Origin of the sequence: Pseudomonas sp. AP19 (assembly GCF_001728855.1) — a bacterium.
Taxonomy (GTDB): domain Bacteria; phylum Pseudomonadota; class Gammaproteobacteria; order Pseudomonadales; family Pseudomonadaceae; genus Aquipseudomonas; species Aquipseudomonas fluorescens.
In genome coordinates, this window is record NZ_LXJP01000002.1 from 99,528 (window position 1) to 122,852 (window position 23,325).

The window sequence follows — 23,325 nt, forward strand, 5'->3', positions numbered from 1 at the left end:
AAGGAAAGTCCCGGTGAGCATCAATCTCGATCAGGCACAGCAGACATTCATCGTTGAGGCACGCGAGCTGTTGCAGGCCATGGAGCAATCCCTGCTGCAACTGGAAAGCGAGCCCGGCGACCAGGATGCGATTGGCGCGATTTTCCGCGCCGCCCACACCATCAAGGGTTCGGCGGGGCTTTTCGGTCTGGCGTCGATCGTGGGGTTCACGCATATCGTCGAAGACGTGCTCGACCGCCTGCGCGAAGGCAGTGTGGCGGTGGATGCCGCATTAATTGCGCTGCTGCTCAAGTGCGGCGACCACATGCTCGAATTGATCGAAGTGGTCGCCGACCGCGGTGAGACGCCGACGCCCGCCGCGCTGGAGCGCGGTGAGGCATTGCGCGAGGCACTGAGTGCCTATCAGCCGTTGCAAACCACGCCTGTGAGCGTCGAGACCGCGGAGGTGAACGACGACGCGGCGGTCGAAGTGCTTTGGCATATTGCCCTGCGCTTCGGCGTGGATGTCTTCCGCAACGGCATGGACCCGTTGTCGTTCCTGCGGTACCTCGACACCCTGGGCACGCTGTTGCAGGTCACCACCTTGACTGAGCGCATTCCGGCCGCCGCCAGCTGGGACCCGGAAAGCTGCTATCTGGGCTTCGAGATTGACCTGCGCTCGACGGCCAGCCACGCCACCCTCAACGAGGTATTCGACTTTGTGCGCGATGACTGTGAAGTGCAGATCAGCGCCGTCGACGCAGCGCCGGAGCGCACGGCGGCCATCGCTGGCGACCTGGTCACCCAGGCCGAGCCAGCCTTTATGCCTGCCGCACCGCAGCGTGTGGCGCCCAGCGAGGCGAAAACCCGTGACGGCAATTACGTGCGCGTCAACGCCGACAAGCTCGACGAGTTGATCAATCTGGTCGGCGAGTTGGTGATCGCCAGCGCCGGCGCGAACCTGCTGGCCCGCTCCTCTAACAACGACCCGTTGCAAGAGGCGGCGTCGACGGTCTCGGGGCTGGTGGAAGAGATCCTCGATGGCGCCCTGCACTTGCGCATGATCCCCATCGGCGACACGTTCAACCGCTTCCGCCGCGTGGTGCGCGATATCAGCCAGGAACTGGGCAAGGACATCGAACTGATCATCAGCGGTGCGGAAACTGAACTGGACAAAACCGTGGTCGAGAAGATCGGCGACCCGCTGATGCATCTATTGCGCAATGCCATGGACCACGGCATCGAAAGCGCCGATGCGCGGCGTGCGGCCGGCAAGTCGGCCAAGGGCTATCTGAGCCTCAATGCCTACCATGACTCGGGGAGCATCGTCATCGAGATCGCCGACGACGGCGCCGGGCTCAACCGCGAACGCATCCTGCAAAAGGCCCAGGAACGCGGGCTGGTGGCCAGCGGTGCGCTGCTCACCGATCAGGAGATCTACAACCTGATCTTCGAAGCGGGTTTCTCCACCGCCGAGGCCGTGACCAACCTGTCCGGGCGCGGCGTCGGCATGGACGTGGTCAAGCGCAATATCACCTTGTTGCGCGGCACCGTCGACCTCGACAGCCGCCCCGGCCAGGGCACCGTGGTGCGCATTCGCTTGCCGCTGACCCTGGCGATCATCAATGGGTTCCTGGTCGGCATCGACCAATCCACCTATGTGATTCCGCTGGACATGGTCCAGGAGTGTATCGAGCTGGATGAACACCAGCGCCAGTCCAGCCGTGACACGGGCTATCTGGACCTGCGTGGCGAAGTATTGCCTCTGGTGCACCTGCGCGATCACTTCAGCCACGAGGGCCCGGCAGCCCGACGCCAGAATGTGGTGGTGGTGCGCAACGCCGAGCATAAGGCCGGGCTGGTGGTGGATGACCTGCTCGGCGAGTTCCAGACCGTGATCAAACCCCTCGGCAAGTTGTTCGGCGCACTGCGCGGCATCAGCGGCTCGACCATATTGGGCAGCGGCGCGGTGGCCTTGATTCTGGATGTACCGGTACTGCTCAACCAAATCGTACAACTGGAAGCCCGCACACCCCAGGCGCCTCAGTCGCCACCGGTCGTTGCCCGCTGACGCATTTGCAATTCCATGGAGGTTCTCCGATGAAATGGTTCTACGATCTTAAGATTTCCACCAAGTTGATCAGCTCGTTCCTGCTGGTCCTGGCACTCACCGGGGCGATGGGCGGCTTCGCCATCCACCAGCTCGGTGCGGTCAACCAGGCAGCGCAGGACATCAAGGGCAACTGGATGCCCTCCCTGCGCGCAGCCGCCGGCATGCGTTTTTTTGCCGCCAACTACCGTTTGAAAGAAAACCGCCACATCGCTACCGAGATCCCCGAGGAAAAGGCCCAGGCCGAACGCGAAGCCACCGACGCGCGCCAGCAGTTCGAAACCCGCATGGGCACCTACGAGCAATTGCTGTCCAACGATGAAGACCGTCAACTCCTGGCCAGCGTCAAAAGCGCTTGGGACGCCTACCTTGCAAGCAGCAAGCAGTTGCTTGAGTTTTCTCGCCAGAACCAGGACGCCCAGGCGCGCGGTTTGCTCAGGGGAGAATCCAAGGGGCATTTCGATGAGGTGACCGCCCGCCTGCAGAAAATGGTCGAGTTCAACGACGCCGGCGCGAGTGCCGCCGGCGACAAAGGCTCGGCGCTGTATGAAAGCGCACGCGTGTCGATCATCGCGGTACTGGTCGCGGCCCTGCTGATCGGCCTGGGCCTGGCGGTCTTCATCGCTCGGATCATTTCCCGCCCGTTGCGCCAGGCCGCAAGCGCCGCCGAGCAATTGGCCGAAGGCAACCTCAACGCGCATATCGAGCCCGGTGGCAAAGATGAAACCGGCATGGTGCTCAACGCCATGCGCAACATGGTCGGCAAGCTGGCACATATCATCGGCGAAGTGCGCAATGCCGCCGACAACCTGGCCAGCGCCTCCGAGGAGGTCAGCGCCACCGCGCAATCGATGAGCCAGGCCACCAGTGAACAGGCCGCGAGCGTCGAGGAAACCAGTGCGTCGGTTGAGCAGATGAGCGCCAGCATCAACCAGAACACCGAAAACGCCAAGGTCACCGATGGCATGGCCAGCAAGGCCGCCAAGGAAGCCACCGAGGGCGGCGAATCGGTACAGCAGACGGTGGTGGCGATGAAGAAAATCGCCCAGCGCATCAGCATCATCGATGACATCGCCTACCAGACCAATCTGCTCGCACTCAATGCCGCCATCGAGGCCGCCCGGGCCGGCGAGCATGGCAAGGGTTTCGCAGTGGTCGCCGCCGAAGTGCGCAAGCTGGCTGAACGCAGCCAGGTCGCCGCCCAGGAAATCGGTGAACTGTCCTCCAGCAGCGTGGACATGGCCGAGAAAGCCGGCAAGTTGCTCGACGAAATGGTGCCGTCCATCAACAAGACCTCCGACCTTGTGCAGGAAATCAGCGCTGCGTCCGAGGAGCAGGCCGCCGGTGTCGCGCAGATCAACACTGCGATGACCCAGCTCAACCAGGTGACCCAGCAAAATGCGTCGAGCAGCGAAGAGCTGGCGGCCACGGCCGAAGAAATGAGCAGCCAGGCCGAGCAACTGCAACAGGCCATGAGCTTCTTCGTGTTGGATTCAGCGCCCAAGGCCGCAGTGCAAAGCAGCAGCGTGGACAGCCCTGGCAGCAAGCCCAACCGCCAGCAGCCACGCCCCAAACCACAGGCACCGCGCAAGGCGTTCGCCTACACCATGGCCAGTGCCCCGGACGAAGCGGATTTCACCCGCTTCTGATCGCACGATCAAGGTGGGCCTACTAGGGAGAGTGATATGGGCGCAGTAATGACGACTCGGCAGACCGCGGTGGCGGTCGATGAGGATGCGCAGTACCTGACCTTCATGCTGGGCGGCGAAATGTTCGCCATCGGCATTCTGGGGATCAAGGAAATTATCGAATACGGCAGCCTGACCGTGGTGCCGATGATGCCGGCTTTCGTGCGCGGGGTGATCAACCTGCGCGGCGCGGTGGTGCCGGTGGTGGATTTATCGGCCCGCTTTGGGCGGGCCAATTCGGCGATCACCCGGCGCTCCTGCGTGATCATCATCGAAGCAAGTACCGCCGATGGTCAGCCGCAAGACATCGGTCTGCTGGTCGATACGGTGTCTGCGGTGCGGGAGATCCCGGCCACGCAGATCGAACCGCCACCCAACTTCGGCGCGCGAATTCGTGCCGATTTCATCAGTGGCATGGCCAAGGTCGACGGCAAGTTCGTGATCGTGCTGGAGGTGGACAAGGTGTTGTCCATCGATGAGATGTCCAGCCTCGCCGAGGCCGGCCAGGCGCCGGCCCTCGACCTCGACCCGCGTTGAGGCCCCGACCATGCCAGACACCGCCACCATCGATGATCGTGAATTCGGTCAGTTCCAGACCTGGCTGTACCGCGCGGCCGGGATCAACCTGTCGCCGGCCAAAAAAGCGTTGGTGGCCGGGCGCCTGTTCAAGCGCCTCAAGCACTATGAGCTGCAGAGCTATGGTGAGTATTTCAAGCTGATCATGAATGACCAGCGCAAGAGCGAACTGCAGGTTGCGCTGGATTTGCTGACCACCAACGAAACCTATTTTTTTCGCGAGCCCAAGCACTTCGAGTTCCTGCGTCAGCAGGTCCTGCCCCACGCCGCGCCGGGCAAAGTGTTTCGCGTGTGGAGCGCAGCCAGTTCCTCGGGTGAAGAGCCCTACAGCCTGGCGATGACCCTGGCCGAAAGCCTCGGCACCACGCCTTGGGAAGTGACCGGCTCGGACATCAGCACCCAAGTGCTGGCCAAAGCGCGCACGGGCCATTACGCCATGGAACGCACCGAGACATTGCCCCAGCCGCTGCTCGCCAAGTACTGCCTCAAGGGCATTGGCCGCCAGGCGGGCACCTTCCTGATCGACAAGGCTTTGCGTAGCCGCGTCAATTTTGTCCAGGTCAACCTTAACGAGGCGTTGCCTGCCCTGGGGGAGTTCGAGGTGATCTTCCTGCGCAACGTGATGATTTATTTCGATCAGCAGACCAAGCGCCAGGTGGTCGCACGCCTGCTGCCGCTGCTCAAACGCGGCGGCTACTTGATCATCAGTCACTCGGAAAGCCTCCACGGTGTCAATGACACCTTGAAGCTGGTGGCGCCGTCGATTTACCGCAAGCCATGAAAAAGCCTATCGGTGCGGCCGAAGTGGTATTGGCCCCTGGCCAGGTGTGTTTTGCGACGCGGCCGACGCGTCTGCGGACCTTGCTCGGTTCCTGCGTGGCGATCACCTTTTGGCACCCGCAACGGCTGATTGGCGGCATGTGCCACTTCATGCTGCCAGGGCGCTTGCGCAATCATCAGTGCCTGGACGGCAGGTATGCCGACGAAGCCCTGGAACTGCTGCTGCGCCACGCCCAGGCGAATGGCACCCAGGCACTCGATTACCAGGTCAAGTTGTTCGGCGGCGGCGAGATGTTTCCCAACCAGCGGCACCACCTGCCCACGCAGAACGTGGCCAGCCAGAATATCCGCGCAGCGCTGGCCCTGGCCGAGCGTCATCACCTGCACCTGACGGCCCAGGACATGGGCAGTACCGGTTACCGCACGATCATGTTCGACCTATGGAACGGCAACGTCTGGGTTCGGCACCAACCAATGGGAACACTTCAAGAAGATGCCTACCAAAAAAATCAGTGTGCTGCTGGTCGATGACTCGGCCGTGGTGCGCCAGGTACTGCTGGCGATTCTCAGCGATACGCCAGATATTCACGTGATGGGCGCTGCCTCCGACCCGATTTTTGCCATGGATAAACTTGCCCGGGAATGGCCGGACGTGATCGTGCTGGACGTCGAAATGCCGCGCATGGACGGCATCACTTTTCTCAAGAAAATCATGAGCGAACGCCCCACACCGGTGGTGATCTGTTCCTCGCTGACGCAAAAAGGCGCAGAAACCTCGCTGCAGGCGCTGTCGGCGGGCGCGGTGGAAATCATCACCAAGCCGAGCACAGGGTTGAAGAGTTTCCTGATCGAATCGGCGGCCGAGTTGGTGGCCGCCATCCGTGCCGCCGCGAACTCCAACGTCAGGAACCTGGGCAAGCGCAGCGCCAGGCCGGCGCCGTCACCGGCCCCGGCCCCGGCCAGCAAGCTCACTGCGGATGCGATCCTGCCCGCCGCCAATGGCCATGCGATGGCCCAGACCACCGAGCGTATCGTCGCCATCGGCACCTCCACCGGCGGCACCCAAGCGCTGGAAGCGGTGCTGACCGCACTGCCGCGGGTATGCCCTGGGATGGTGATCGTGCAGCACATGCCTGAGAAGTTCACCGCTTCGTTTGCCGAGCGTCTCAACAGCGTCTGCGAGATCGAGGTGCGCGAGGCGCGCAACAACGACCGCATCCTGCCGGGCCTGGCCCTGATCGCGCCTGGCGGCAAGCACCTGATGGTCACCCGCAGCGGCGCCTATTATCACGCCCAGGTTATCGACGGACCGCTGGTTAACCGGCATCGCCCTTCCGTGGATGTGCTGTTTCGCTCAGTGGCCAGGTTCGCGGGCAGGAACGCCACGGGCATCATCATGACCGGCATGGGCGACGACGGCGCGCGCGGACTCAAAGAAATGCTCGAGGCCGGCGCCGCGACAGTCGCCCAGGACGAAGCCAGTTGCGTGGTGTTCGGCATGCCCAAGGAAGCCATCAAACTCAACGCCGCTCAGCGCATCCTGGCACTGGAGGATATTCATCAAGCGATTTTGTATAAGTGAACGTGAGTCGCCCCTAACACAGCCTGATTGGCCCAGGCAGAGGCTGAAGGTGGATACGGTGCGAGGTCCGTTGTAAGCGTCCGGCCAAGTCATCTACGCTGTGTTGGTTTGCGCACATGCCGTCTCATCGCCCAGCGCCAGAATTGTCCAGGAGCCGGCCGTTGTACCTGCGCAAGTTCCATCCGAGCAAGTCGAAGCCGTCCCGCGCCATGCTCGCCAACACCGCAGGCGGGGCATGACGCTTTGCGCAAATGAACGTCAAAGTCGAAAGCGATCCACAGACTGCGACAACATCCCCGCCAACGCGGACAACTCGTCCGTCGTCGATGCCGTCTTTCCGATCACTTTGCTATTAGCCTCCGACGCACCCGCAATCATCTCCACTTGATGGGCGATTTCGTTGCTTGCCAAGCTCTGCTCACTGATGGTGCGAGAGATATCGTTGACTAACTCAGTGGTGTTCAGAGTGGCCTGGAGAATATCGCGAATAGCACGCTCGACATCGGCGGTTACAACCATGCCTTTGTCCACTTGAACAACACCCTCCTCCATACTGATGACCGCTTCCCGGGTGCTTTGCTGGATGCGCCCGACCATGCTGGCGATCTCTTGCGTGGACGCGCTGGTGCGTCCAGCCAGGCTGCGCACTTCATCCGCGACCACCGCAAAACCACGCCCCTGTTCGCCGGCACGAGCGGCTTCAATCGCGGCATTCAAAGCCAACAGGTTTGTTTGGTCGGCGATCCCCTTGATCACCTGAATAATGCTGTAGATCGCCTCGGACTCCTTGTCTAGCGTGCGGATGACTTGGGCAGATTGCTTTGCCGAACGAGCAATGCCATCCATGTCACTCACCACTTGGTGGATCACTCGGCCGCCGTCCTTGGCCAAGGCTTCAGCCTGATTGGCCATATCCAGTGCGCGACTGGCATGCCGGGTGATTTCCTCAATACTGGCGGTCATTTCAATCGCTGCGGCGGCCATGGTGCTGGCGGCGGCGCTTTGTTGCTGGCTGCTGCTGGCCACCTCATGGCAACCATGGCTCAGTTGCTCGCTCATACCATTGACGCCTTGGGCATTGCTGCGCACTACTTCGATCATGCTGCGTAAGTCCCGCTGCATAATGGCAAGGTTGCGAATCAATGAACTGGCTTCGTCTTTGCGACTGGTTTCAACGATTGGCTCGCTCAAGTTGCCACGGGCGATGCTGGCGGCAATGCGGCTGGCGACCTGTAGCGGCCCCATGATGCTCAACATTACCCAGCGGCCTTGGGCGAGGAGCAGCAACAGACTGACGATCAGCACCGCGCCTAAGATGACGTTGGCGTTGCTGATAGCCTCCCGCGTTTGCACACCGGTTTGTTGGGTTTTGTTTTCGATCAGCTCACTCAGGCTCTGCATCTGATCTTCAAGAAGGCTGAACGCCGCGTTGAAGCGCTCCAGTTCCCCGCGAGCGGCGTCGGGGTTGTCCAGCGCCAACGCGACGATGCGTTCACCGGCACCTATGTAGTTTTCAAGGCTGGGGCGGATCTTATCCAGGCTCATCCTGAGGGTATCGTCCAGAGGCAGCTTGAGATTGTCCCCTAGCGCCTGGCGGAAGTGCTCGGCATGCTCCTTCAGCGAAGTGCTGACCTCAGCCTTGGTACTGATGTTTTTACCCAGCCCCACCAACATCGCCGACAACACATCGGCGCGCAGCGCATCGTGCATCATGTCGGCTTCCATGTGATTGCGCAGCGCAATCGTGCTGATCTCATTCTCCTGCATGGCGCTGCCCGTCCGGGTATTTCCCAGATAACTGGATAGGCTCATTACCAATGCGGTGGCCAGTGCGGTCGCGATGAACAGAAATAAGCGAAGCTTGATCGTCATACTTGTCACCCTTTAACCCAGAGAGCCGGATTTAAAATCGAACCGTGCAAGCGTTGCCCATCACTTTATCGGCAGAGTCCCACCGTTATTAAAGCCTAAGCGCGCAAATATGCGGTTCTACTCAAAATCCTGCAAAGGCCGGGTTATGCATGCGCGACGCAAGCCCTTCGAAGGTCATATCCTCAACAAGCGCGCGCTCGCCGAGAGAGCATTGCGCTAGATGAGCTACGGGATCACTCAGGGTCAGCCCCCTGTATCCGTTCGACTAGCGCGCCTTGTCCTTCACCACTTCCACCAACTCAAACTCTTCGGCCACCAGCTCCATCGCCGCGTCGAATGCGCCCTCTCTTTGGAAAAAAGCTTTATGCCCCTGCTGCCAGTACCTGAGGCTGAGATCCCCCTCGCCTTCCTTCCTGGCAAAGTCTTGATCGACGTCGCAGTAACGCGTGATACGCATCGAAATAACGCGAATGACACATACCGGCTCGCCCTGACTATTGAGCACGATGCTGTAACCGCCAATGGCTGATGATTGATCGTCATGCTTGAAAGATGAGAGTGAGCAACAGCTGGCTGTTTTTATGCCTTTGGCCACAAGATCAGCCAGCTCATCGGCCATTTCCGGAGTATCGCCAAAGGCCCCTGCAGTGGCGCCGGGGTACCTGAGCGTTAGGTCATCCATTAGGTTCACAACTAAATCCCTTTATCACGTTGTTGGCGATCGCCTTGGCACCCAGTAGATCGTCACGATTGAGCCGCTGTACCGCTCTGCCGCACATAGTAATTATCGAATTCGCTGCTTTCGACGAATTGGAACCCATGGCGCATGTAAAAACGATTCGAGGCACTTTCCTTGAGGGCGCCCACTTTAATAGGGAGTGCGGCCGCATCCGCTTCCTTGAAAATCTGCGTGAGCACCGCAGCGCCTATTCCTGATCCTTGCACGCGGGGGATCACGTATAGGTGGTCGAGCATGAGTTCATCGCGGTGCTGCTTGACCACTACAAAACCCACGCGGTCTCCAGATACTTCGATGTAACGCGTGCTGTGCGCTTGAAAACCGCTAACAAAGCGCTCACGGGCGCGCACGGGATCAAAGCGCCCGACACGCTCCAGGCTTTCGCGCATGGCTTGGATTCGAATGGCGACGAGGTCGTCGATGTCGCTGTGTTGAGCGAGCACCAACGTGACAGGCGAGTATTGACTGCGTGAAAGGGGCATCTTTTGCACTCTGTGTAGGCTCCTCGGATGGCCAATGTAATGGGGCATCGCCTGTTTCCTCAATGCCCGCTTGCCACCCCCGCCCAACACCCGTTGCCACCTGCTTTGGCTGAGAACAAACCTGACGGCGTTTGCGCAATACGTCAGCCCCTGCACAGGCTTTGGTCCTACGCCCCCATCAGTTCCTGAGGGTTTTCACGATCACGAAGGACTCTCTGCGCCTCCAGGGCCTGATCGAGGGTGAGCTTGAGCTCTTCATCGTTCCAGGGCTTGCTGACGTAGCGGAAAATATACCCGTCGTCGATTGCCTGATTGATCATGCTCATATCGGCATACCCCGTCAGCAGTATATTCATGCAGTGCGGATCGCGCCTATGCACCTCGCGCAGCAAGGACGGGCCGTCCATATGAGGCATGCGCGCGTCGCAGACGATCATGTCTACAGCGTGTTGTTCGAAAAGGCTCAGTGCCTGGGCCCCGCTCGTGGCCAGGAGCAAGTCGTAGGGCTGTGTGCGCAGTAACCGGCGGACGCTGTTGAGGATACTTTCTTCATCATCCACCAGCATGACGGTGTAGCGTTTTACACAGGCAGAGACGGTTTCCATGATCAGCATCCTTCAGCGGCGCACGTTGGGACGGTCTGTGTCTTGGGCTGCTGTAAGGGTAGCCACGCGCGGAAACGGCTGCCCCTGCCCGGCTCACTGTCGACGGTGAGCCTTCCATGGTGCTTGACGATAATGCTGTACGACAACGACAGGCCAAGGCCCGACCCCATGCCCACCGGCTTGGTTGTAAAAAACGGTTCGAATATGCGGTTCTGGATTTCCAGGGGGATGCCATGCCCGTTGTCGGCGATCTCGACGAACACGCCGCCGTCTTCCCGGCCACTGCTGATGGTGATTTCGCCGTCGGCCCCCACCGCATGGCTGGCATTGATGAGCAAGTTCAGGAAAACCTGATTGATCTGTGAGCCCATGCATTCGATGGGCTCGATATCGCCGTAGCACTTGTTCACCTGAGCCTTGAACTTGATCTCGTTCCAGATGACGTTGAGGGTACTGTCGAGCCCCTTGTGCAGATCGGCCAGCTGCCACTCGTAACTGTCAACGTGGGAGAACTCGCGCAGGTCTTTGACGATGCGCGTGACTCGGTCAAGGCCCTCAACCGACTCGGCAAGCAGTTCGTCGATGTCCTGGCGCATGAAGGCGTAATCCATCTTGTCGCGCATGACCACGAGTTCGGGATGCGCATTGGCGTGGTGGTCGTCGGTCGCCCGTTCATGCGCTTCGAGCAGTGCGAAGATGTCTACGAGGTAACGACGCAGGCTGTTGACGTTGGAACAAACGAAACCGATCGGGTTATTGATCTCATGGGCCACGCCCGCGGCAAGCTGCCCGATCGCCGCCATCTTCTCGGACTGCAGCAACTGCGCCTGTGCATCTTCAAGCCGGGCGATAAGCAGTGCCTGGGCGCTCTTTTCTTCTTCCAGCAACTTGTTCAGGTGCGTCAGCTCAAGTTGACGGGCAGCCGTGTCGGTCGTATCGCTGATGGCCAGGCCCACGCCAAGCGTGCTGCCATCGGCATCTTGTACGGGGAAGAACGTGCAGTTCTGATACATCAGCCGGACCATGCCACTGATGGGCCGGGTACTTTCGAAATTAAACAGGTGCGGCCGCTGCTGCCATGAAGTGAACGCAAAGTTTTGCAGCGTGATGACGCTGTTGATCTTCTGTCGGGTCCAGACCTCGGGCAGCTCGGGAAAGGCGTCAAACAGCGTACGGCCGATCAGTTGTTCAGCACTGCTGCCACTGTTGATGGACATGAAGTGGTTAGAGAACAATATTTTGCAATCAGCGTCGACGAGCAGCACGCCCATATTGATGGCCTTGAGCATCGACTCAAGGGTTTCCCGGGAAATTGCCTTGTTGTCTGTCATGAAGAGCCTCCTTCAAAGCTCGTCGAGCAAACGATCAATGGCGCGAACGACAACGCTCGCTGTACGTTCAGTAATGCAGATCAACAAGTCACAGGAAAATTGATGCGCCTGAACCTCGAAGCGAATTTCCAGCACCATCGCCAGGTGTTCATTCAGGTTCAATTCATCCAGCGCGTTCGCGGCCTCTTCGCTGTGGACGAGAATGGAGGGCGCGTCATAGCTCACTTGCGTCGCCACCTGTTTTGCCAAGCCACTGATGCAGGCGCCGGTCAGGATGTTGGTCACATCGAGCATCAGTTCGTCCTGCTGGGCCAGCCCGCTGCCCTTGTAGCCGAGCAGTTCGGCCAATTTATCGGCGCCCATGGCGCCAAAGCACACGAACACTTCCCCACGTAACTCACCCAGGAAAGACTGGCGGGTGACAATCATGAAGCTTCGGCGCAGATGGTCCGGAATCGCCAGCTTGTTCTGTTCCCGGATCAGCGGATGAATGAAAGGCACCGAAAGCGTCACGATCGTGTTGGTCAGCAGCGCCAGTCGCTCGGCCGCCTGTCCCATGGCGATATTCATCAGTTCCTGCAGGGCATCGCGTTGGTCTTCGGTGAGCTCGGCCAAGGTTTCCATCAAAGCACTCCTATGACGTGCAAAGCATTGAGTACGGCTTCTGCCGTAACCGGCTTGGCGACGAATGCAGCAGCGCCCAGTTCCTTGACTCGCTGCCTGGCCAGCGGCTGGATGTCTGCGCTGATCACCACGACGATAACGTTGGCGTCTTCGCGTTTGAGCGCCTCCAACGTCTGGAAACCGTCCATGACGGGCATGGTGAGGTCGAGAAAAAGCAGATCGACCAAACCGGCGTGATAGGCCTCCATCACCTCGGCACCATTACAGGCTTGGCGAACATCTTCAGTCAGTGATTCTGGCAGCGCCCGCAACACCATTTTGCGGGACATGGATGAGTCATCGGCAATTAAAACTTTCATGATGCACTCCACATTTATGAAGTGTCCTCGGCTTGAGTTGAAGCCGCAGAAACTAAGATTTCTTTAAATCTTTTAACCAGCTTAGCTCGACAAATGGCAAAGTGCCATCACTCAAGCGTGACAGGACGGTGGTGATTTACGAAGTGTGTAGGGATTTCCCTACAAGTTGGCCGGGTCATGCAAACTCGGGGTGAAAGTGGAAAGCGCGAGTAGCGTCGGTGATTATGCACAACACCCTGCGCGAGAATAATTACACGGCCTACACGGCGCGTAAGCGTTAAAAGCGAGGCCGGCCGCAAACACATTCCGGCTTGAGAGTAAGCGCTTAAAATCATTAAAGCCAGAGGCCATGCGCATCGAACAGATGCCCATTTAATCGCCGCCGCTGAAACAGCATGCAGGCTGTGTTTCGCTTATAAGAAACCGATGTAGCATGAGAAAACAGCCTAAAAGCGCCCACCCAGATTTTTCACTCAAACCGGTGAATAGGCCCTCACTCTAATAAAAACTGAACAACAGGGATCAGGCCACTTTAAAAATTAACGTGGCCTGGTTGCTATTACGCAAAGTTTCTAAAAACCCGTCGCCATTCGCGCATTAAGCGAAGGCTCTAAATAACTCAATCCTTCTGAACACAGTAGCGGCCGAACACTTGCAGCAGGCCACGTTCAGGCGGTTTCCCGAACCTGGCCTGCCCTGTTCTTCCCTGACGTCACTCACCTTCACGTACGCTTCGGCAACTTCCAATTCGGCCGAATGAAATGGCAGGTATAGCCGTTGGGTATGCGCTCCAAATAATCCTGATGCTCCGGCTCCGCTTCCCAGAACGGCCCCGCCGGCTCAATTTCAGTCACCACACGGCCCGGCCACAACGTAGAAGCATCAACATCCGCAGCGGTGTCTTCAGCGATGTCGCGTTGTTGTTCACTCAGGTAATAAATCGCCGACCGATAGCCCGGCCCGACGTCATTGCCCTGCCGGTTAGGCGTGCTGGGGTCGTGTATCTGGAAAAAGAACTCCAGGATCTGCCGGTACGTGATCACTGCGGGGTCAAACACGATTTCAATCGCTTCCGCATGATTGCCATGGTTGCGATAAGTGGCATTCGGCACATCGCCGCCGGTGTAGCCGACTCGCGTGCTCAGCACGCCGGGGTAGCGGCGCAGCAGGTCCTGCATGCCCCAGAAGCAGCCGCCGGCGAGGATGGCGGTTTCGGTTTGGTTGGTCATGGTCTGTCCTAGCGCTTAGTGGATACACCGGTAGTTATGGGGCTGTGTTGGCGAATACCAAGGTTCAACGGATCGGCAAGTTGCGGATCGCGCTGAAAACTGTCGCTGTAAAACGTTCTACACTCTCGCGCCTATCCTGTTCGGAACCCCGACATGCGACGCCATCTCCCCGTGCTGCTGCTGTTTATTCCCGGGCTGGTCTACGCCCTGCCCGCCCTCAACGACACCACGCTCTACACCACCACCGCCCATGACTGCCACGATGTGGACCTCGCCGCCTGGCAGCACCCGACGCGCACGTTATTGGAGAAGAACAACTTCCAGCTCGAACGCGTCCAGCTCTGCAACGGCGGCCACTACCCGATTTTCCAGGTGCAAGCGCCCTACGACCCACGTGGTCAGACCAAGGATTTTTTCCTGCCGTTTTATGAGGAGATGCGCAAGGCCAACGGTAAATGGCCCTACGCGTTGGTTGTCAGCAGCGACGCCGTGGTGGTGTATGTCAGCTACCCGAAGGCCGACCCTATTGCCTTGGACTACGAGGGTTTCGAAGCGCCATAGGCGCGCAGCCCAACGCAGTCGGAACAGGCGGCGTATTTGCAGGAAAGGGGGATGCATTGCGAGGGGATTTCAGGTGATGATGCGCCCCCCAATCAAGGAAGATTAAAACCATGAAAACACTGCTGCGCGCCCTGTTCCTGCTGTGCCTGGCGACCCCGGCCCTGGCGGCCGAAAGCCCCGTCGGTTTCAAAACCGCGACCCTGCCGGATGCAAAAAGCCAGCGTCCACTGGAACTGGCGGTCTGGTACCCCGCCGCCACCGCCGCCAAACCCGAGCTGATCGCCGACAACGCGGTGTTCATCGGCGCCCTCGCCGTGCCCGACGCGGCACCGGCTGCCGGTGAGCATCCGCTGGTGGTGCTTTCCCACGGTTACGGTGGCAATTGGGGCAAGCTGGTGTGGCTGGCCAGCGCGTTGGCGCACAAGGGTTACATCGTGGCGGCGGTCAACCACCCCGGCACCACCACCCAGGACCGCAGCCCGCAAGCCGCCGCCCAGTTATGGCGACGCCCGGCCGACCTGAGCCGCGCGATTGACGCGGTGCTGGCTCAGCCGAAGCTGTTTGGCGCGGTGGCGCAACATCAGATTGCCGCAGTGGGCCACTCCCTCGGCGGCTGGACCGTGCTGGAAATCGCCGGTGCGCGTTTCGACCCCGACCTGTTCAGCCGTGACTGCGCCGAACACCCTAAGTTGGGCGGCTGCATCGGCTACCAGCAAATGAACCCTGCCGGCACGCCAGCCGGCAAGGCGCAACTGGCGGCTGATTTGAGCGACAAACGCGTCACCGCGATTGTGTCTTTGGACCTGGGCCTGTCACGCGGCCTGACCAGCGCAAGCCTTGGCGCATTGCCGGTACCGGCGCTGGTGATTGCAGGTGGCGTGCCCACGGAGGACATGTCCCCCGAATTGGAATCCGCCGACATGGTCAAGCGCCTGCCTAAAACTTCGACGCAGTACGTGGAGATCAGCGACGCCACGCACTTCAGCTTTATGTCGATCTGCAAGCCGGGCGGCATGGCGCTGATTGAAGAGAGCTCGCCGGGCGACGGCATGATTTGCCGGGACGGTGAAGGGGCTCGGCCACGGGCGGTGATTCAGCAGCAGGTGGTGACGCTGATCAGCGAGTTTCTGACCCGCGCAAACACCCCGGGTCAAAAAACCAGCGAACGCTGACAGGTCGAGGTTGCCACGATTTTCCCGCGTTTGAGCACCATCAGGCGCGTCGGCAGATCGAGGATGACATCGCCGACCGAGCGCGTGTCCAGCAACACCAAATCGGCCTGCTTACCCGGCGCCAACCCATAGTGCTTGAGCCCCAGCGCTTGCGCCGGGTTGGTGGTGAGCATCGACAACACCGTGGCCTGGTCATCCGCCCCACCCAGGTGACAGGCAGGAATCGCCAGTTGCGCGATATTTAGCAAATCGCCGGTGCCAAACGGGGTAAATGCGTTGCGGATATTGTTGGTGGCCAGGCACACGTTCACGCCGCCATCGCGCAGGGCGCGTACCGGCGTCAGTGCGCGGCGCACGTTGTGGGTGTCGCTGCGCGCCCCCAGGTGCAGGTCGGTTGCCGGCAGGCACATCACGCTGATGCCAGCGTCGCGAACCCGCTCAATAATCTCGCGCTGTGGGTGTGGCGCTACGGCGCCCAGGCTGGTCAAGTGCCCGACACACACACGGCCCTGATAGCCTTCCTGAATCGTCTTGCGTGCCAGGTAGTCAATGCTCATGTGTTCGGCGTCGTCGGCAAAATCCTGGTGGAAGTCGATGTCCTTGCCGTAACGCTTGGCCAGGCTGAACACGTAGTCGATATGTTCCTGCGCCGAGACATCGTTGTAGGGAATGCCGCCGACCACATCGGCGCCTTTTTCCATGGCCTCGACCATCATCGCCTGCATGCCGGGCAGCTTGAAGATGCCTTCCTGCGGGAAAGCGACCACCTGGATATCAATCACGTCGCGAAATTTTTCGCGCAGTTCCAGCACCCCATCAAACCCGGTAAAGCCTTGTACCGGGTCGAACTCGGCGTGGGCGCGCACGTGGGTGGTGCCCGCCTGCACCAGGGCGCGCAGTACCTGGGTGGAGCGTTCGAGGATGTCGTCGCGCGTCAAGGTGGGTTTGAGTTGTGCGGTGACCGCGATCGCCTCTTTCAATGTGCCGGAGCGATTGGCCTGGCGATGCATGACGTGGGCTTTTTCCAGGTGCAGGTGCCCTTCGACAAACCCCGGTATCAGCACGTTGCCGTGGCCCTGGATTTCCTGGCGGGCCTGGGCTGCGATGTTCGGCGCAACCTCGACGATGTGGCCGTTGTGCACCGCCACATCCATCAGCGGTTGTGCGTCATCAATGCGTACGTTGCGAAAGATTAAATCCATGAAACCGACCCTCACTGTTGCAGCCCTCAGGCGCACCGGGCGCAACGCTAAAAAACAAACAATGGATGGCTCAACCGTTGGAGCAGCCGTTACCCATCACGTGGTATTCGAGAATGTGCCGCTGGCCCTTGGCGTCTTCATAGGTCATCCGCACGGGCACCACCGCGCAGACGTCCGGCACTTCGCTGGTGGAAATCACACGGGCGATGTCCAGGTGCTGGGAGTAGCTGTATTGCTCGACCGGGAGTGGCTCGTCGGCCATCGCTGCGGCGCAAAACACGCCGAGTATCAGTACACATAACGCTTTCATTTTCAGATGACCTCTTCGGCAGCGTGAGGAAAGGCGAACCCGGCGCCTGTGCAGCGCCGGGCTCACGGGTAGCGGGATCAGAACGGTTTGGTCGGCAGGTATTTGCCATCCAGGGTGATCACGGCGCGGGAGCCGCCGTCCGGGTCGTCGACCTTTTTAACGTCGAGCTTGAAGTTGATGGCGCTGATGATGCCGTCGCCAAACTTCTCGTGAACCAGCGCCTTGAGCGTGGTGCCGTAGACCTGAATCATTTCGTAGAAACGGTAGATGGTCGGGTCGGTGGGGATACCGTTGCCGATGCTGCCGCGCACCGGAATGGTTTGCAGCAGGAGCACGGCATCGGCGTCGAGCCCCAGGGTGTCGGCAACCACTTGGGCGGCGTTGGCCGGCAGTGGGTGCTGGCCGAGCAAGGCGGCGGTGACGAAGGCTTCGTGCAGGCCCGTGCCTTCGGCGATCTGGGCGAACGACAGGTCTTTGCGGGCTTTGGCCAGGAGGATGACGTCGGCCAGGGCAAGGCGAGTGTTTTGGCTGATTTGTGACTGGATCATGGGGTTATCTCCGTGGGTAAACATTAAGGGTGAAACGGCTAGTGCCAATCGGGACAGCGCCGAAGATCAAGTGTGGGAGCTGGCTTGCCTGCGATGCAGGCAACTGGGTGTGCCAGGCAGACCGGGTGGATGCCATCGCAGGCAAGCCAGCTGCCACCTTCAACTTTCTTCGCTTGCGGGGTCAGTACGAAACAGCGCGTACGGTCGGGTTGTCGGCCAGGGCCACGAACTTGCCGTTGCGGCCATCGAAGGCCTGGATGCAGCCGCTCTCGATGTCGTAGACCCAGCCATGCAAGGTCACGCGCTTCTCTTCGAGGGCCAGGCGTACCGAAGGGTGCGTCTGGATGTTGGCCAACTGCGCGATGACGTTTTCGCGGACCATGGAGGCGACCTTGGCGTGCGGGTCGACGTGCTGGCGGGCCTCGTTCACGACTCGGCCGGAGTCGGCGTAGCGCAACCAGCCAGCCACGGCGGGCATGTGGTCCAGGCATTTGCAGGTGGCGATGGCGGTCATCGCGCCGCAGTCGGAGTGCCCGCAAATCACGATGTCGCTGACTTGCAAGGCGGCGACGGCGTATTCCACCGAAGCCGACACGCCGCCCGGCTCGGGGCCGTAGGACGGCACGATGTTGCCGGCGTTGCGGATGACGAACAGGTCACCGGGCTCGCGCTGCGTGACCAGTTCTGGCACCAGGCGGCTGTCGGAGCAGGAGATGAACAGCGCCCGTGGGCTCTGTTGGTTGGCCAGGTCTTTGAACAGGCCGGCACGCTCGGGGAAGGCGTTACGTTGAAATTTCAGGAAACCGTCGATGATGTCTTGCATGGGTGACTCCTTGGGTTCGCGATGCGATGAAGCAAAGGTTACCCAGCCCATTTAATAAGGTAAAAGTCTCATATATGATCAAGTACATCAGATAATCTTATGGATACAGCCATGCTGGCACGACACATCCAATACTTCCTTGCGGTCGCGCAGCATCAAGGTTTCACCAAAGCCGCAGCGGCGCTGCATGTCTCACAGCCGGCGCTGTCGCAGCAAGTGCGGCAGTTGGAAGAAAGCCTTGGCGCGCAGTTGTTTGATCGCTCAGGGCGCAAGACGCGCCTGACCGATGCCGGGGAGGTTTACCTGCACTATGCGCTGCGAGCGGCGCAGGAACTGCAGGAAGGCACACGTGCGATCCATGACGTCGGCGACCTGAGCCGAGGGACGCTGCGGATTGCGGTCACGCCGACCTTCACCACGTACCTGGTCGGGCCACTGGTCGAAGCCTTTCACCGCCGGTACCCGAACATCACGCTGAACGTGCGTGAGGTCGCCCAGGAACAGATGGAGCTGCAACTGCTGGCCGATGAGCTGGATGTGGGCATCGCGTTTGATGAGCGGCACGCCCAAGACATCGACGCCTATCCCCTGCTGGTCGAAACACTCGCGCTGGTGGTGGGCAATCAGCACCCGCTGGCCGCGGCGCAGGCTATTGGGCTGGAAGCATTGAATGCAGAATCGCTGATTCTGCTGAGCGCCGAGTTTGCCACGCGTGAGCAGATTGACCGCTATTGCAAGCAACACGGTATCCGCCCGCGCGTGGTGATGGAGGCAAATGTGATCGGTGCGCTCACTGAGGTGGTGCGCAGGACCACCTTGTCGACGCTGTTGCCGGCGGCCATTGCGCGAGCGCATCCGGAGTTGCTGGCGATTGAGCTTGGGCCGCAGCGGCTGCAGCGCACGGCGGTGCTGATGCAGCGCAAAGGGGTTTATCAGTCGTCCGCGTCTCGAGCGTTTATGCAGGTGGCCAAGGAGGTCGCTGCGGCGCTGGGCGAATGAACCGCGCCGGGCCGGCCTTCGCTGTTATCGAGGTGAGCCACCACGGCCTACTTGACGGGGTTCCAAACGATAGCCTGAGCCACCACGACGTGTTCGCCATTGAAGGTGGCCGCGGGCGAGCCATACAGCTGGTAGCCCAGCGCGAGGGCTTCAGAGACTCGATGACAGAACGATGCGTCATCTTTACCGGTGAGTAACCGGTAAACAGGTAAGCCTTCGGGAGGAGTGGTTTGCATGGGCGTGCCTTCCTGAATCGACATGAGAATAATGAGGCCCAGGCTTACCTTAAGGTCACTGGGCGAACCGACTGTAGCATTCCCGCCCGACCCTGCCTCCTGCCCCTGAAGATTCATCGGGCGATCAGGTGCCAACAACGCGTCTGCACCCGCACCCCGCCCTGTCAGAGCGCGGTACACCAAGGCAGGCCAACAACGCGGGTGAACGTATGCCCGTATCGAGGCCCTGACGCCGACACCTGAGTCAGTGACTTAAGCTGATATCATTCCAGCAATTACCCGCTGAGTAGCACGTCATGAATCGCCAGAAAAAACTCCAGCAGCTCTTTAAGGCCAAAGCCAAAAAAGCCAGCGCCAAATTGGCGCCGAAAAGCAAAGATAAGTACATCAGCAAAGCCGACCGCGCGAAACTGGACGCTGAGGTTGAGCAAGCCTCAACCAGCGGCGGCGACACGCCCAGCTGAAGGCGTCCCCGCTTCATATTTGCCCCAGATGCGCCGCAGATGGCGCGCCGAACCAAAGCCTGCGCGCTCGGCGACGGTTTCAATGTCCAGGGTCGACTCAACCAGCAACTCACGGGCCACGGTTAACCGCAGCGTGTGCAGGTAGTCCAGCGGACTGCTGCCGACATGCTCGTGGAACAACCGCGCCAGGTGCCGGCTGCTGGTGCAGGCCAGGCTGGCCATGCGCGTGACGGTCCACACCTCACAGGGCGCCGCGGCGATTGCGTCCTGCACCCGATGCACGGCCGGGTGCAGGTGGTTGCGCCCGGCGATCCACGGCGAAAGCTGCGGGTCGGCGCCGCTGCGCCGCATGTACACCACCATATCCCGCGCGACGGCACAGGCCAGCCGGGGCCCGGCCAGTTGCGCGACGAGGTGCAGCATCAGGTCGATGCCCGCCGTCACACCGGCGCTGCAACTGACCGGACCGTCGGTGACGTAAAGGCGGTTTTCCAACACCCGCGCCTTGGGGGCCAGTCCTTGTAACGTCGAGCACAACGCATGGTGCGTGGTGCACTGGCGCCCGTCGAGCAGGCCTGCACGGGCGGCACTCAAGGCGCCTGCGCAAACGCACATCAGCCGCTCGCCCGACACGGCGAAGACATTTTGCAGCCACTGGGTCAGCGTATCGCTGGCCGACTCGAACGCCTGCCGGCGCTGCGCCGTGACCTTTGACGTCGAGCCCACCAACACCACCCACGTGCCCGGCGCCAGGGTTGGCGGGAGCGGCGCCAACCCCGTGAGCGGCAAGCCGATGGAGGTTTGCAGGGATTGCACCGGGCTGACGTACTGCAAATCGAAGTCGATGGCCGCCGGGTCCTCGGCTTGAGCGGCCAGGCGCAGCACTTCGGCAGGGCCCGCCAGGTCCAGCATCAGCACGTTGGGCAGCAGCACGAACAGCACCGGCACGGTCATGGGTTCACCCCTCCAACGCCTGGGCCACCGTCACGATGCGGGCAAAACGCTCGTCCAGCACCAGTTCGGTACGCTCGCGAATCTCTGCCGAGGTGTAAACCCGACCGCTGCGGGCGTGGGTCATGGGGAAGGTCAAGGTCGCCTCGCTGACGAAATCCACACTGAGGCCACTGTCCGAGGCCTGGCGCGTGGTGGTTTCACAGCACTGTTCGGTCCGAATGCCACTGATGATCACCGTGGTGACTCCCCTCTCCGTGAGCCGGGCCGCCAACGGCGTTCCGGCAAAGGCGCTGTGGTAGCGCTTGTGAATGATCACGTCGGGGTTGATCGACAACTCGCTCAACGCCCTGACATTGCCCGAGGCCAGCGAGAAATGCCCCTGGTCTTCGACATGGAAGACTTGTATCACCGGGATGCCTTGTTGAACACACCCGTCGATGAGCGCCTGCTGTTTTTCAAGGTAACCCGGCAGGTCATTTTCGGACCAGTAGGTTGAATGACGAAACGAATGTTGCGCATCGATTACGATAAGGGCTTTGCGGCTCATGACGTGTCCTCTGGGCTTGCACTACGGTAAGTGATGCAAGCCATGGTAGGCACACACGCGACTGTGCAACAGACGCGCGGCGGACCACTTCAGGACCGATTCGGACATAAGTGACGGCCGGCAACGAGTGTGCAATTACTTGGCGAACAGCTGGCTCATGTCCTTGAACGCCTTGAACTCCAGCGCGTTACCGCAGGGGTCGAACAGGAACATGGTGGCCTGCTCGCCCACCTGGCCCTGGAAACGAATGTAGGGCTCGATCACAAAGCGGGTTTCGCGCGCCCTGAGCCGATCCGCCAAGGCTTCCCACTGGTCCCAGTGCAGGATGATGCCGAAATGCGGGACCGGTACGTCGTGGCCGTCAACCGAGTTGGCGTGCACCGATGCCTGGGATTCAGTCTTGGGGTGTTCGTGGATCACCAACTGGTGGCCGTAGAAGTCGAAATCGACCCATTGGGCGCTGGAACGGCCTTCGCAGAGCCCGAACACGTCGCCGTAGAAGTGGCGCGCGGCGGCGAGGTCGTAGACGGGAATCGCTAAATGAAAGGGCGAAAGGCTCACGGTGGCTACCTGCAAGGGCTGTTGGTTAGCGCACGATTCTTCACTAGAACGACGGGGCGATAAAGCGGATATCTTGCGCCCTGAGCCTCAATTTTTTCGATGCTCGCGCCCTACTTCGCAGCGTCCAGCACGTCCATGACGCACGCCCTGAATAACTCGAAGAGCGGCAATTGGCGTTGGGCGTACTTGCTCAGCAGCACGATTTCACGAAAGAACGTGAGGTTCTCCAAGCGCAAAACCCGCACGTCGCTGCCGTGTTCCAGCCACATGCCGGCCATGGGCACCAGGGAAACGCCGAGGCCGCTGCGGACCATCTTAACGATGGCGTCCAGCTCGTCGAGTTCGAGGGCGGGTTGAGTGTGGATGTGTTGCTCCTTGAGAAACTGCGTGACCTGGCGCCCGCCGAACGAACCGCGGTCATAGCGCACAAAGGGCTGCTCGCGGAGAAGTTGCAACGGGTCATCGCCCTGCACGTCCCTGGCGGCGATCAATACGAAGGGCTCGCGGGCGATGACCTCGACACTCAGGTCTTTGGGCAGGTTGAACGGCGGGCGGATCATGATCGCCAGGTCCAGCTCACCGGCATCGACCTGGCTGAGCAAGTTCAGCGAAACGCCGGGCACGAGGTTCACTTCAATGAACGGTGCACGCTGCTTGAGGGCCACCAGCGCCTGAGGCAGGAGGCCGGTTTGCACACTGCCGATGGCACCGATACGCAACGCGCCCTGAAAGTTGTTCGCGCTGTCCGGGGTGCCCATACGCGAGAAGATATCGAGGATCTCTTCCGCCAGCGGCACCGCCCGCTGCCCTGCGCAGTTGAGCGTGGCAGAGCGGCCGGTGCGATCGAACAGCTTGACCCCGAGCGCGTCCTCAAGGTGCTTGATCTGCGCGCTCACGGCCGATTGCGTCAGCCCCACGTGCTGGCCGGCAGCGGCAAACGTGCCGCGCCGCGCGGCACTCACAAAGGTCCTTAGTTCTCGAATCATGCGGGT

General features: G+C 60.5%; 26 protein-coding genes and 3 pseudogenes. 11 read left to right on the forward strand and 18 right to left on the reverse strand.

Going from position 1 to position 23,325, the window contains the following annotated elements; all coding sequences use genetic code 11:
• Positions 1–13: 13 nt before the first annotated feature.
• The 7 genes and pseudogenes from A7D21_RS36535 to A7D21_RS02430 form a co-directional block, all read left to right on the forward strand.
• A pseudogene (locus A7D21_RS36535) lies at positions 14–731 on the forward strand (Hpt domain-containing protein); the annotation flags it as partial.
• 101 nt (positions 732–832) lie between these two features.
• Positions 833–2,050, forward strand: a pseudogene (locus A7D21_RS36540) (chemotaxis protein CheA); the annotation flags it as partial.
• 29 nt (positions 2,051–2,079) lie between these two features.
• A complete protein-coding gene (locus A7D21_RS02410; RefSeq protein ID WP_069550997.1) occupies positions 2,080–3,738 on the forward strand; it encodes a methyl-accepting chemotaxis protein in 1,659 nt (552 codons plus the stop codon).
• A gap of 36 nt (positions 3,739–3,774) precedes the next feature.
• Positions 3,775–4,314, forward strand: a complete 540-nt coding sequence (locus A7D21_RS02415) for a chemotaxis protein CheW (protein ID WP_069550998.1) — start codon at positions 3,775–3,777, stop codon at positions 4,312–4,314.
• A gap of 10 nt (positions 4,315–4,324) precedes the next feature.
• Positions 4,325–5,134: a protein-glutamate O-methyltransferase CheR gene (locus A7D21_RS02420; RefSeq protein WP_069550999.1), complete on the forward strand. Its 810-nt coding sequence runs from the start codon at positions 4,325–4,327 to the stop codon at positions 5,132–5,134.
• A complete protein-coding gene (cheD, locus tag A7D21_RS02425) occupies positions 5,131–5,664 on the forward strand; it encodes a chemoreceptor glutamine deamidase CheD (RefSeq protein WP_053257166.1) in 534 nt (177 codons plus the stop codon). The genes A7D21_RS02420 and cheD overlap by 4 nt, the downstream gene beginning before the upstream one ends.
• The gene (locus A7D21_RS02430) at positions 5,627–6,715 is read left to right on the forward strand and encodes a chemotaxis response regulator protein-glutamate methylesterase (protein WP_069551000.1); all 1,089 of its coding nucleotides are present in this window, start codon (positions 5,627–5,629) and stop codon (positions 6,713–6,715) included. Before cheD ends, A7D21_RS02430 begins: the two co-directional genes overlap by 38 nt.
• A gap of 258 nt (positions 6,716–6,973) precedes the next feature.
• On the opposite strand, the gene A7D21_RS36545 is transcribed toward A7D21_RS02430, so the two are convergent.
• From A7D21_RS36545 to msrA, 9 genes and pseudogenes are all read right to left on the reverse strand, one after another.
• The gene (locus A7D21_RS36545; protein WP_371859156.1) at positions 6,974–7,837 is read right to left on the reverse strand and encodes a methyl-accepting chemotaxis protein; all 864 of its coding nucleotides are present in this window, start codon (positions 7,835–7,837) and stop codon (positions 6,974–6,976) included.
• A pseudogene (locus A7D21_RS36550) lies at positions 7,832–8,587 on the reverse strand (HAMP domain-containing protein); the annotation flags it as partial. The gene A7D21_RS36545 and the pseudogene A7D21_RS36550, both read right to left, overlap by 6 nt.
• Positions 8,588–8,852: 265 nt before the next feature.
• Positions 8,853–9,269: an ASCH domain-containing protein gene (locus A7D21_RS02440; RefSeq protein WP_069551001.1), complete on the reverse strand. Its 417-nt coding sequence runs from the start codon at positions 9,267–9,269 to the stop codon at positions 8,853–8,855.
• A gap of 62 nt (positions 9,270–9,331) precedes the next feature.
• The gene (locus tag A7D21_RS02445; RefSeq protein WP_069551107.1) at positions 9,332–9,808 is read right to left on the reverse strand and encodes an N-acetyltransferase; all 477 of its coding nucleotides are present in this window, start codon (positions 9,806–9,808) and stop codon (positions 9,332–9,334) included.
• Positions 9,809–9,975: 167 nt separating this feature from the next.
• Entirely contained in the window at positions 9,976–10,413 is a 438-nt protein-coding gene (locus A7D21_RS02450) for a response regulator (protein ID WP_053257169.1), read from the reverse strand.
• 2 nt (positions 10,414–10,415) lie between these two features.
• Positions 10,416–11,744 (reverse strand): ATP-binding protein, encoded by a 1,329-nt coding sequence (locus A7D21_RS02455; protein WP_069551002.1) that lies wholly within the window; start codon positions 11,742–11,744, stop codon positions 10,416–10,418.
• Positions 11,745–11,756: 12 nt separating this feature from the next.
• Positions 11,757–12,368: a chemotaxis protein CheC gene (locus A7D21_RS02460; RefSeq protein ID WP_053257171.1), complete on the reverse strand. Its 612-nt coding sequence runs from the start codon at positions 12,366–12,368 to the stop codon at positions 11,757–11,759.
• The gene (locus A7D21_RS02465) at positions 12,368–12,727 is read right to left on the reverse strand and encodes a response regulator (RefSeq protein WP_053257172.1); all 360 of its coding nucleotides are present in this window, start codon (positions 12,725–12,727) and stop codon (positions 12,368–12,370) included. Before A7D21_RS02465 ends, A7D21_RS02460 begins: the two co-directional genes overlap by 1 nt.
• A 722-nt stretch (positions 12,728–13,449) precedes the next feature.
• On the reverse strand, positions 13,450–13,956 hold the full coding sequence (gene msrA / locus A7D21_RS02470; RefSeq protein WP_053257173.1) for a peptide-methionine (S)-S-oxide reductase MsrA: 507 nt from the start codon (positions 13,954–13,956) through the stop codon (positions 13,450–13,452).
• 153 nt (positions 13,957–14,109) lie between these two features.
• Here msrA and A7D21_RS02475 point away from each other — a divergent pair, with 153 nt between their 5' ends.
• On the forward strand, positions 14,110–14,517 hold the full coding sequence (locus A7D21_RS02475; RefSeq protein WP_053257174.1) for a hypothetical protein: 408 nt from the start codon (positions 14,110–14,112) through the stop codon (positions 14,515–14,517).
• A gap of 110 nt (positions 14,518–14,627) precedes the next feature.
• Entirely contained in the window at positions 14,628–15,689 is a 1,062-nt protein-coding gene (locus A7D21_RS02480) for an alpha/beta fold hydrolase (protein WP_053257175.1), read from the forward strand.
• On the opposite strand, the gene A7D21_RS02485 is transcribed toward A7D21_RS02480, so the two are convergent.
• The 4 genes from A7D21_RS02485 to A7D21_RS02500 all read right to left on the reverse strand — a co-directional run bounded on the left by A7D21_RS02485 (position 15,668) and on the right by A7D21_RS02500 (position 18,572).
• Positions 15,668–16,891, reverse strand: coding sequence for an amidohydrolase family protein (locus A7D21_RS02485; protein ID WP_069551003.1), 1,224 nt, complete (start codon positions 16,889–16,891; stop codon positions 15,668–15,670). The two genes, A7D21_RS02480 and A7D21_RS02485, sit on opposite strands and share 22 nt — an antisense overlap.
• 70 nt (positions 16,892–16,961) lie before the next feature.
• Positions 16,962–17,201: a DUF2790 domain-containing protein gene (locus tag A7D21_RS02490; protein WP_069551004.1), complete on the reverse strand. Its 240-nt coding sequence runs from the start codon at positions 17,199–17,201 to the stop codon at positions 16,962–16,964.
• Positions 17,202–17,278: 77 nt separating this feature from the next.
• Entirely contained in the window at positions 17,279–17,749 is a 471-nt protein-coding gene (cynS, locus tag A7D21_RS02495; protein WP_069551005.1) for a cyanase, read from the reverse strand.
• A 181-nt stretch (positions 17,750–17,930) separates the two neighbouring features.
• Entirely contained in the window at positions 17,931–18,572 is a 642-nt protein-coding gene (locus tag A7D21_RS02500) for a carbonic anhydrase (protein ID WP_069551006.1), read from the reverse strand.
• A 111-nt stretch (positions 18,573–18,683) separates the two neighbouring features.
• Here A7D21_RS02500 and cynR point away from each other — a divergent pair, with 111 nt between their 5' ends.
• Positions 18,684–19,571, forward strand: a complete 888-nt coding sequence (gene cynR, locus A7D21_RS02505) for a transcriptional regulator CynR (protein WP_053257180.1) — start codon at positions 18,684–18,686, stop codon at positions 19,569–19,571.
• A gap of 47 nt (positions 19,572–19,618) precedes the next feature.
• Here cynR and A7D21_RS34130 read toward each other — a convergent pair whose 3' ends face one another.
• Positions 19,619–19,807, reverse strand: a complete 189-nt coding sequence (locus tag A7D21_RS34130) for a DUF1737 domain-containing protein (RefSeq protein WP_081006398.1) — start codon at positions 19,805–19,807, stop codon at positions 19,619–19,621.
• A 296-nt stretch (positions 19,808–20,103) separates the two neighbouring features.
• On the opposite strand from A7D21_RS34130, the gene A7D21_RS02515 reads away from it, so the two are divergent.
• The gene (locus A7D21_RS02515; RefSeq protein WP_069551007.1) at positions 20,104–20,271 is read left to right on the forward strand and encodes a DUF2986 domain-containing protein; all 168 of its coding nucleotides are present in this window, start codon (positions 20,104–20,106) and stop codon (positions 20,269–20,271) included.
• Here A7D21_RS02515 and A7D21_RS02520 read toward each other — a convergent pair.
• From A7D21_RS02520 to A7D21_RS02535, 4 genes are all read right to left on the reverse strand, one after another.
• Positions 20,242–21,225, reverse strand: coding sequence for a GlxA family transcriptional regulator (locus A7D21_RS02520; protein ID WP_053257182.1), 984 nt, complete (start codon positions 21,223–21,225; stop codon positions 20,242–20,244). The two genes, A7D21_RS02515 and A7D21_RS02520, sit on opposite strands and share 30 nt — an antisense overlap.
• A gap of 4 nt (positions 21,226–21,229) precedes the next feature.
• Positions 21,230–21,772 carry a cysteine hydrolase family protein gene (locus A7D21_RS02525; protein WP_053257183.1) on the reverse strand — a complete coding sequence of 181 codons (543 nt, stop codon included), beginning with the start codon at positions 21,770–21,772 and terminating at the stop codon, positions 21,230–21,232.
• Positions 21,773–21,907: 135 nt separating this feature from the next.
• Positions 21,908–22,333 carry a VOC family protein gene (locus A7D21_RS02530; protein ID WP_053257184.1) on the reverse strand — a complete coding sequence of 142 codons (426 nt, stop codon included), beginning with the start codon at positions 22,331–22,333 and terminating at the stop codon, positions 21,908–21,910.
• Positions 22,334–22,443: 110 nt separating this feature from the next.
• Positions 22,444–23,319, reverse strand: a complete 876-nt coding sequence (locus A7D21_RS02535) for a LysR family transcriptional regulator (protein ID WP_053257185.1) — start codon at positions 23,317–23,319, stop codon at positions 22,444–22,446.
• Positions 23,320–23,325 lie beyond the last annotated feature (6 nt).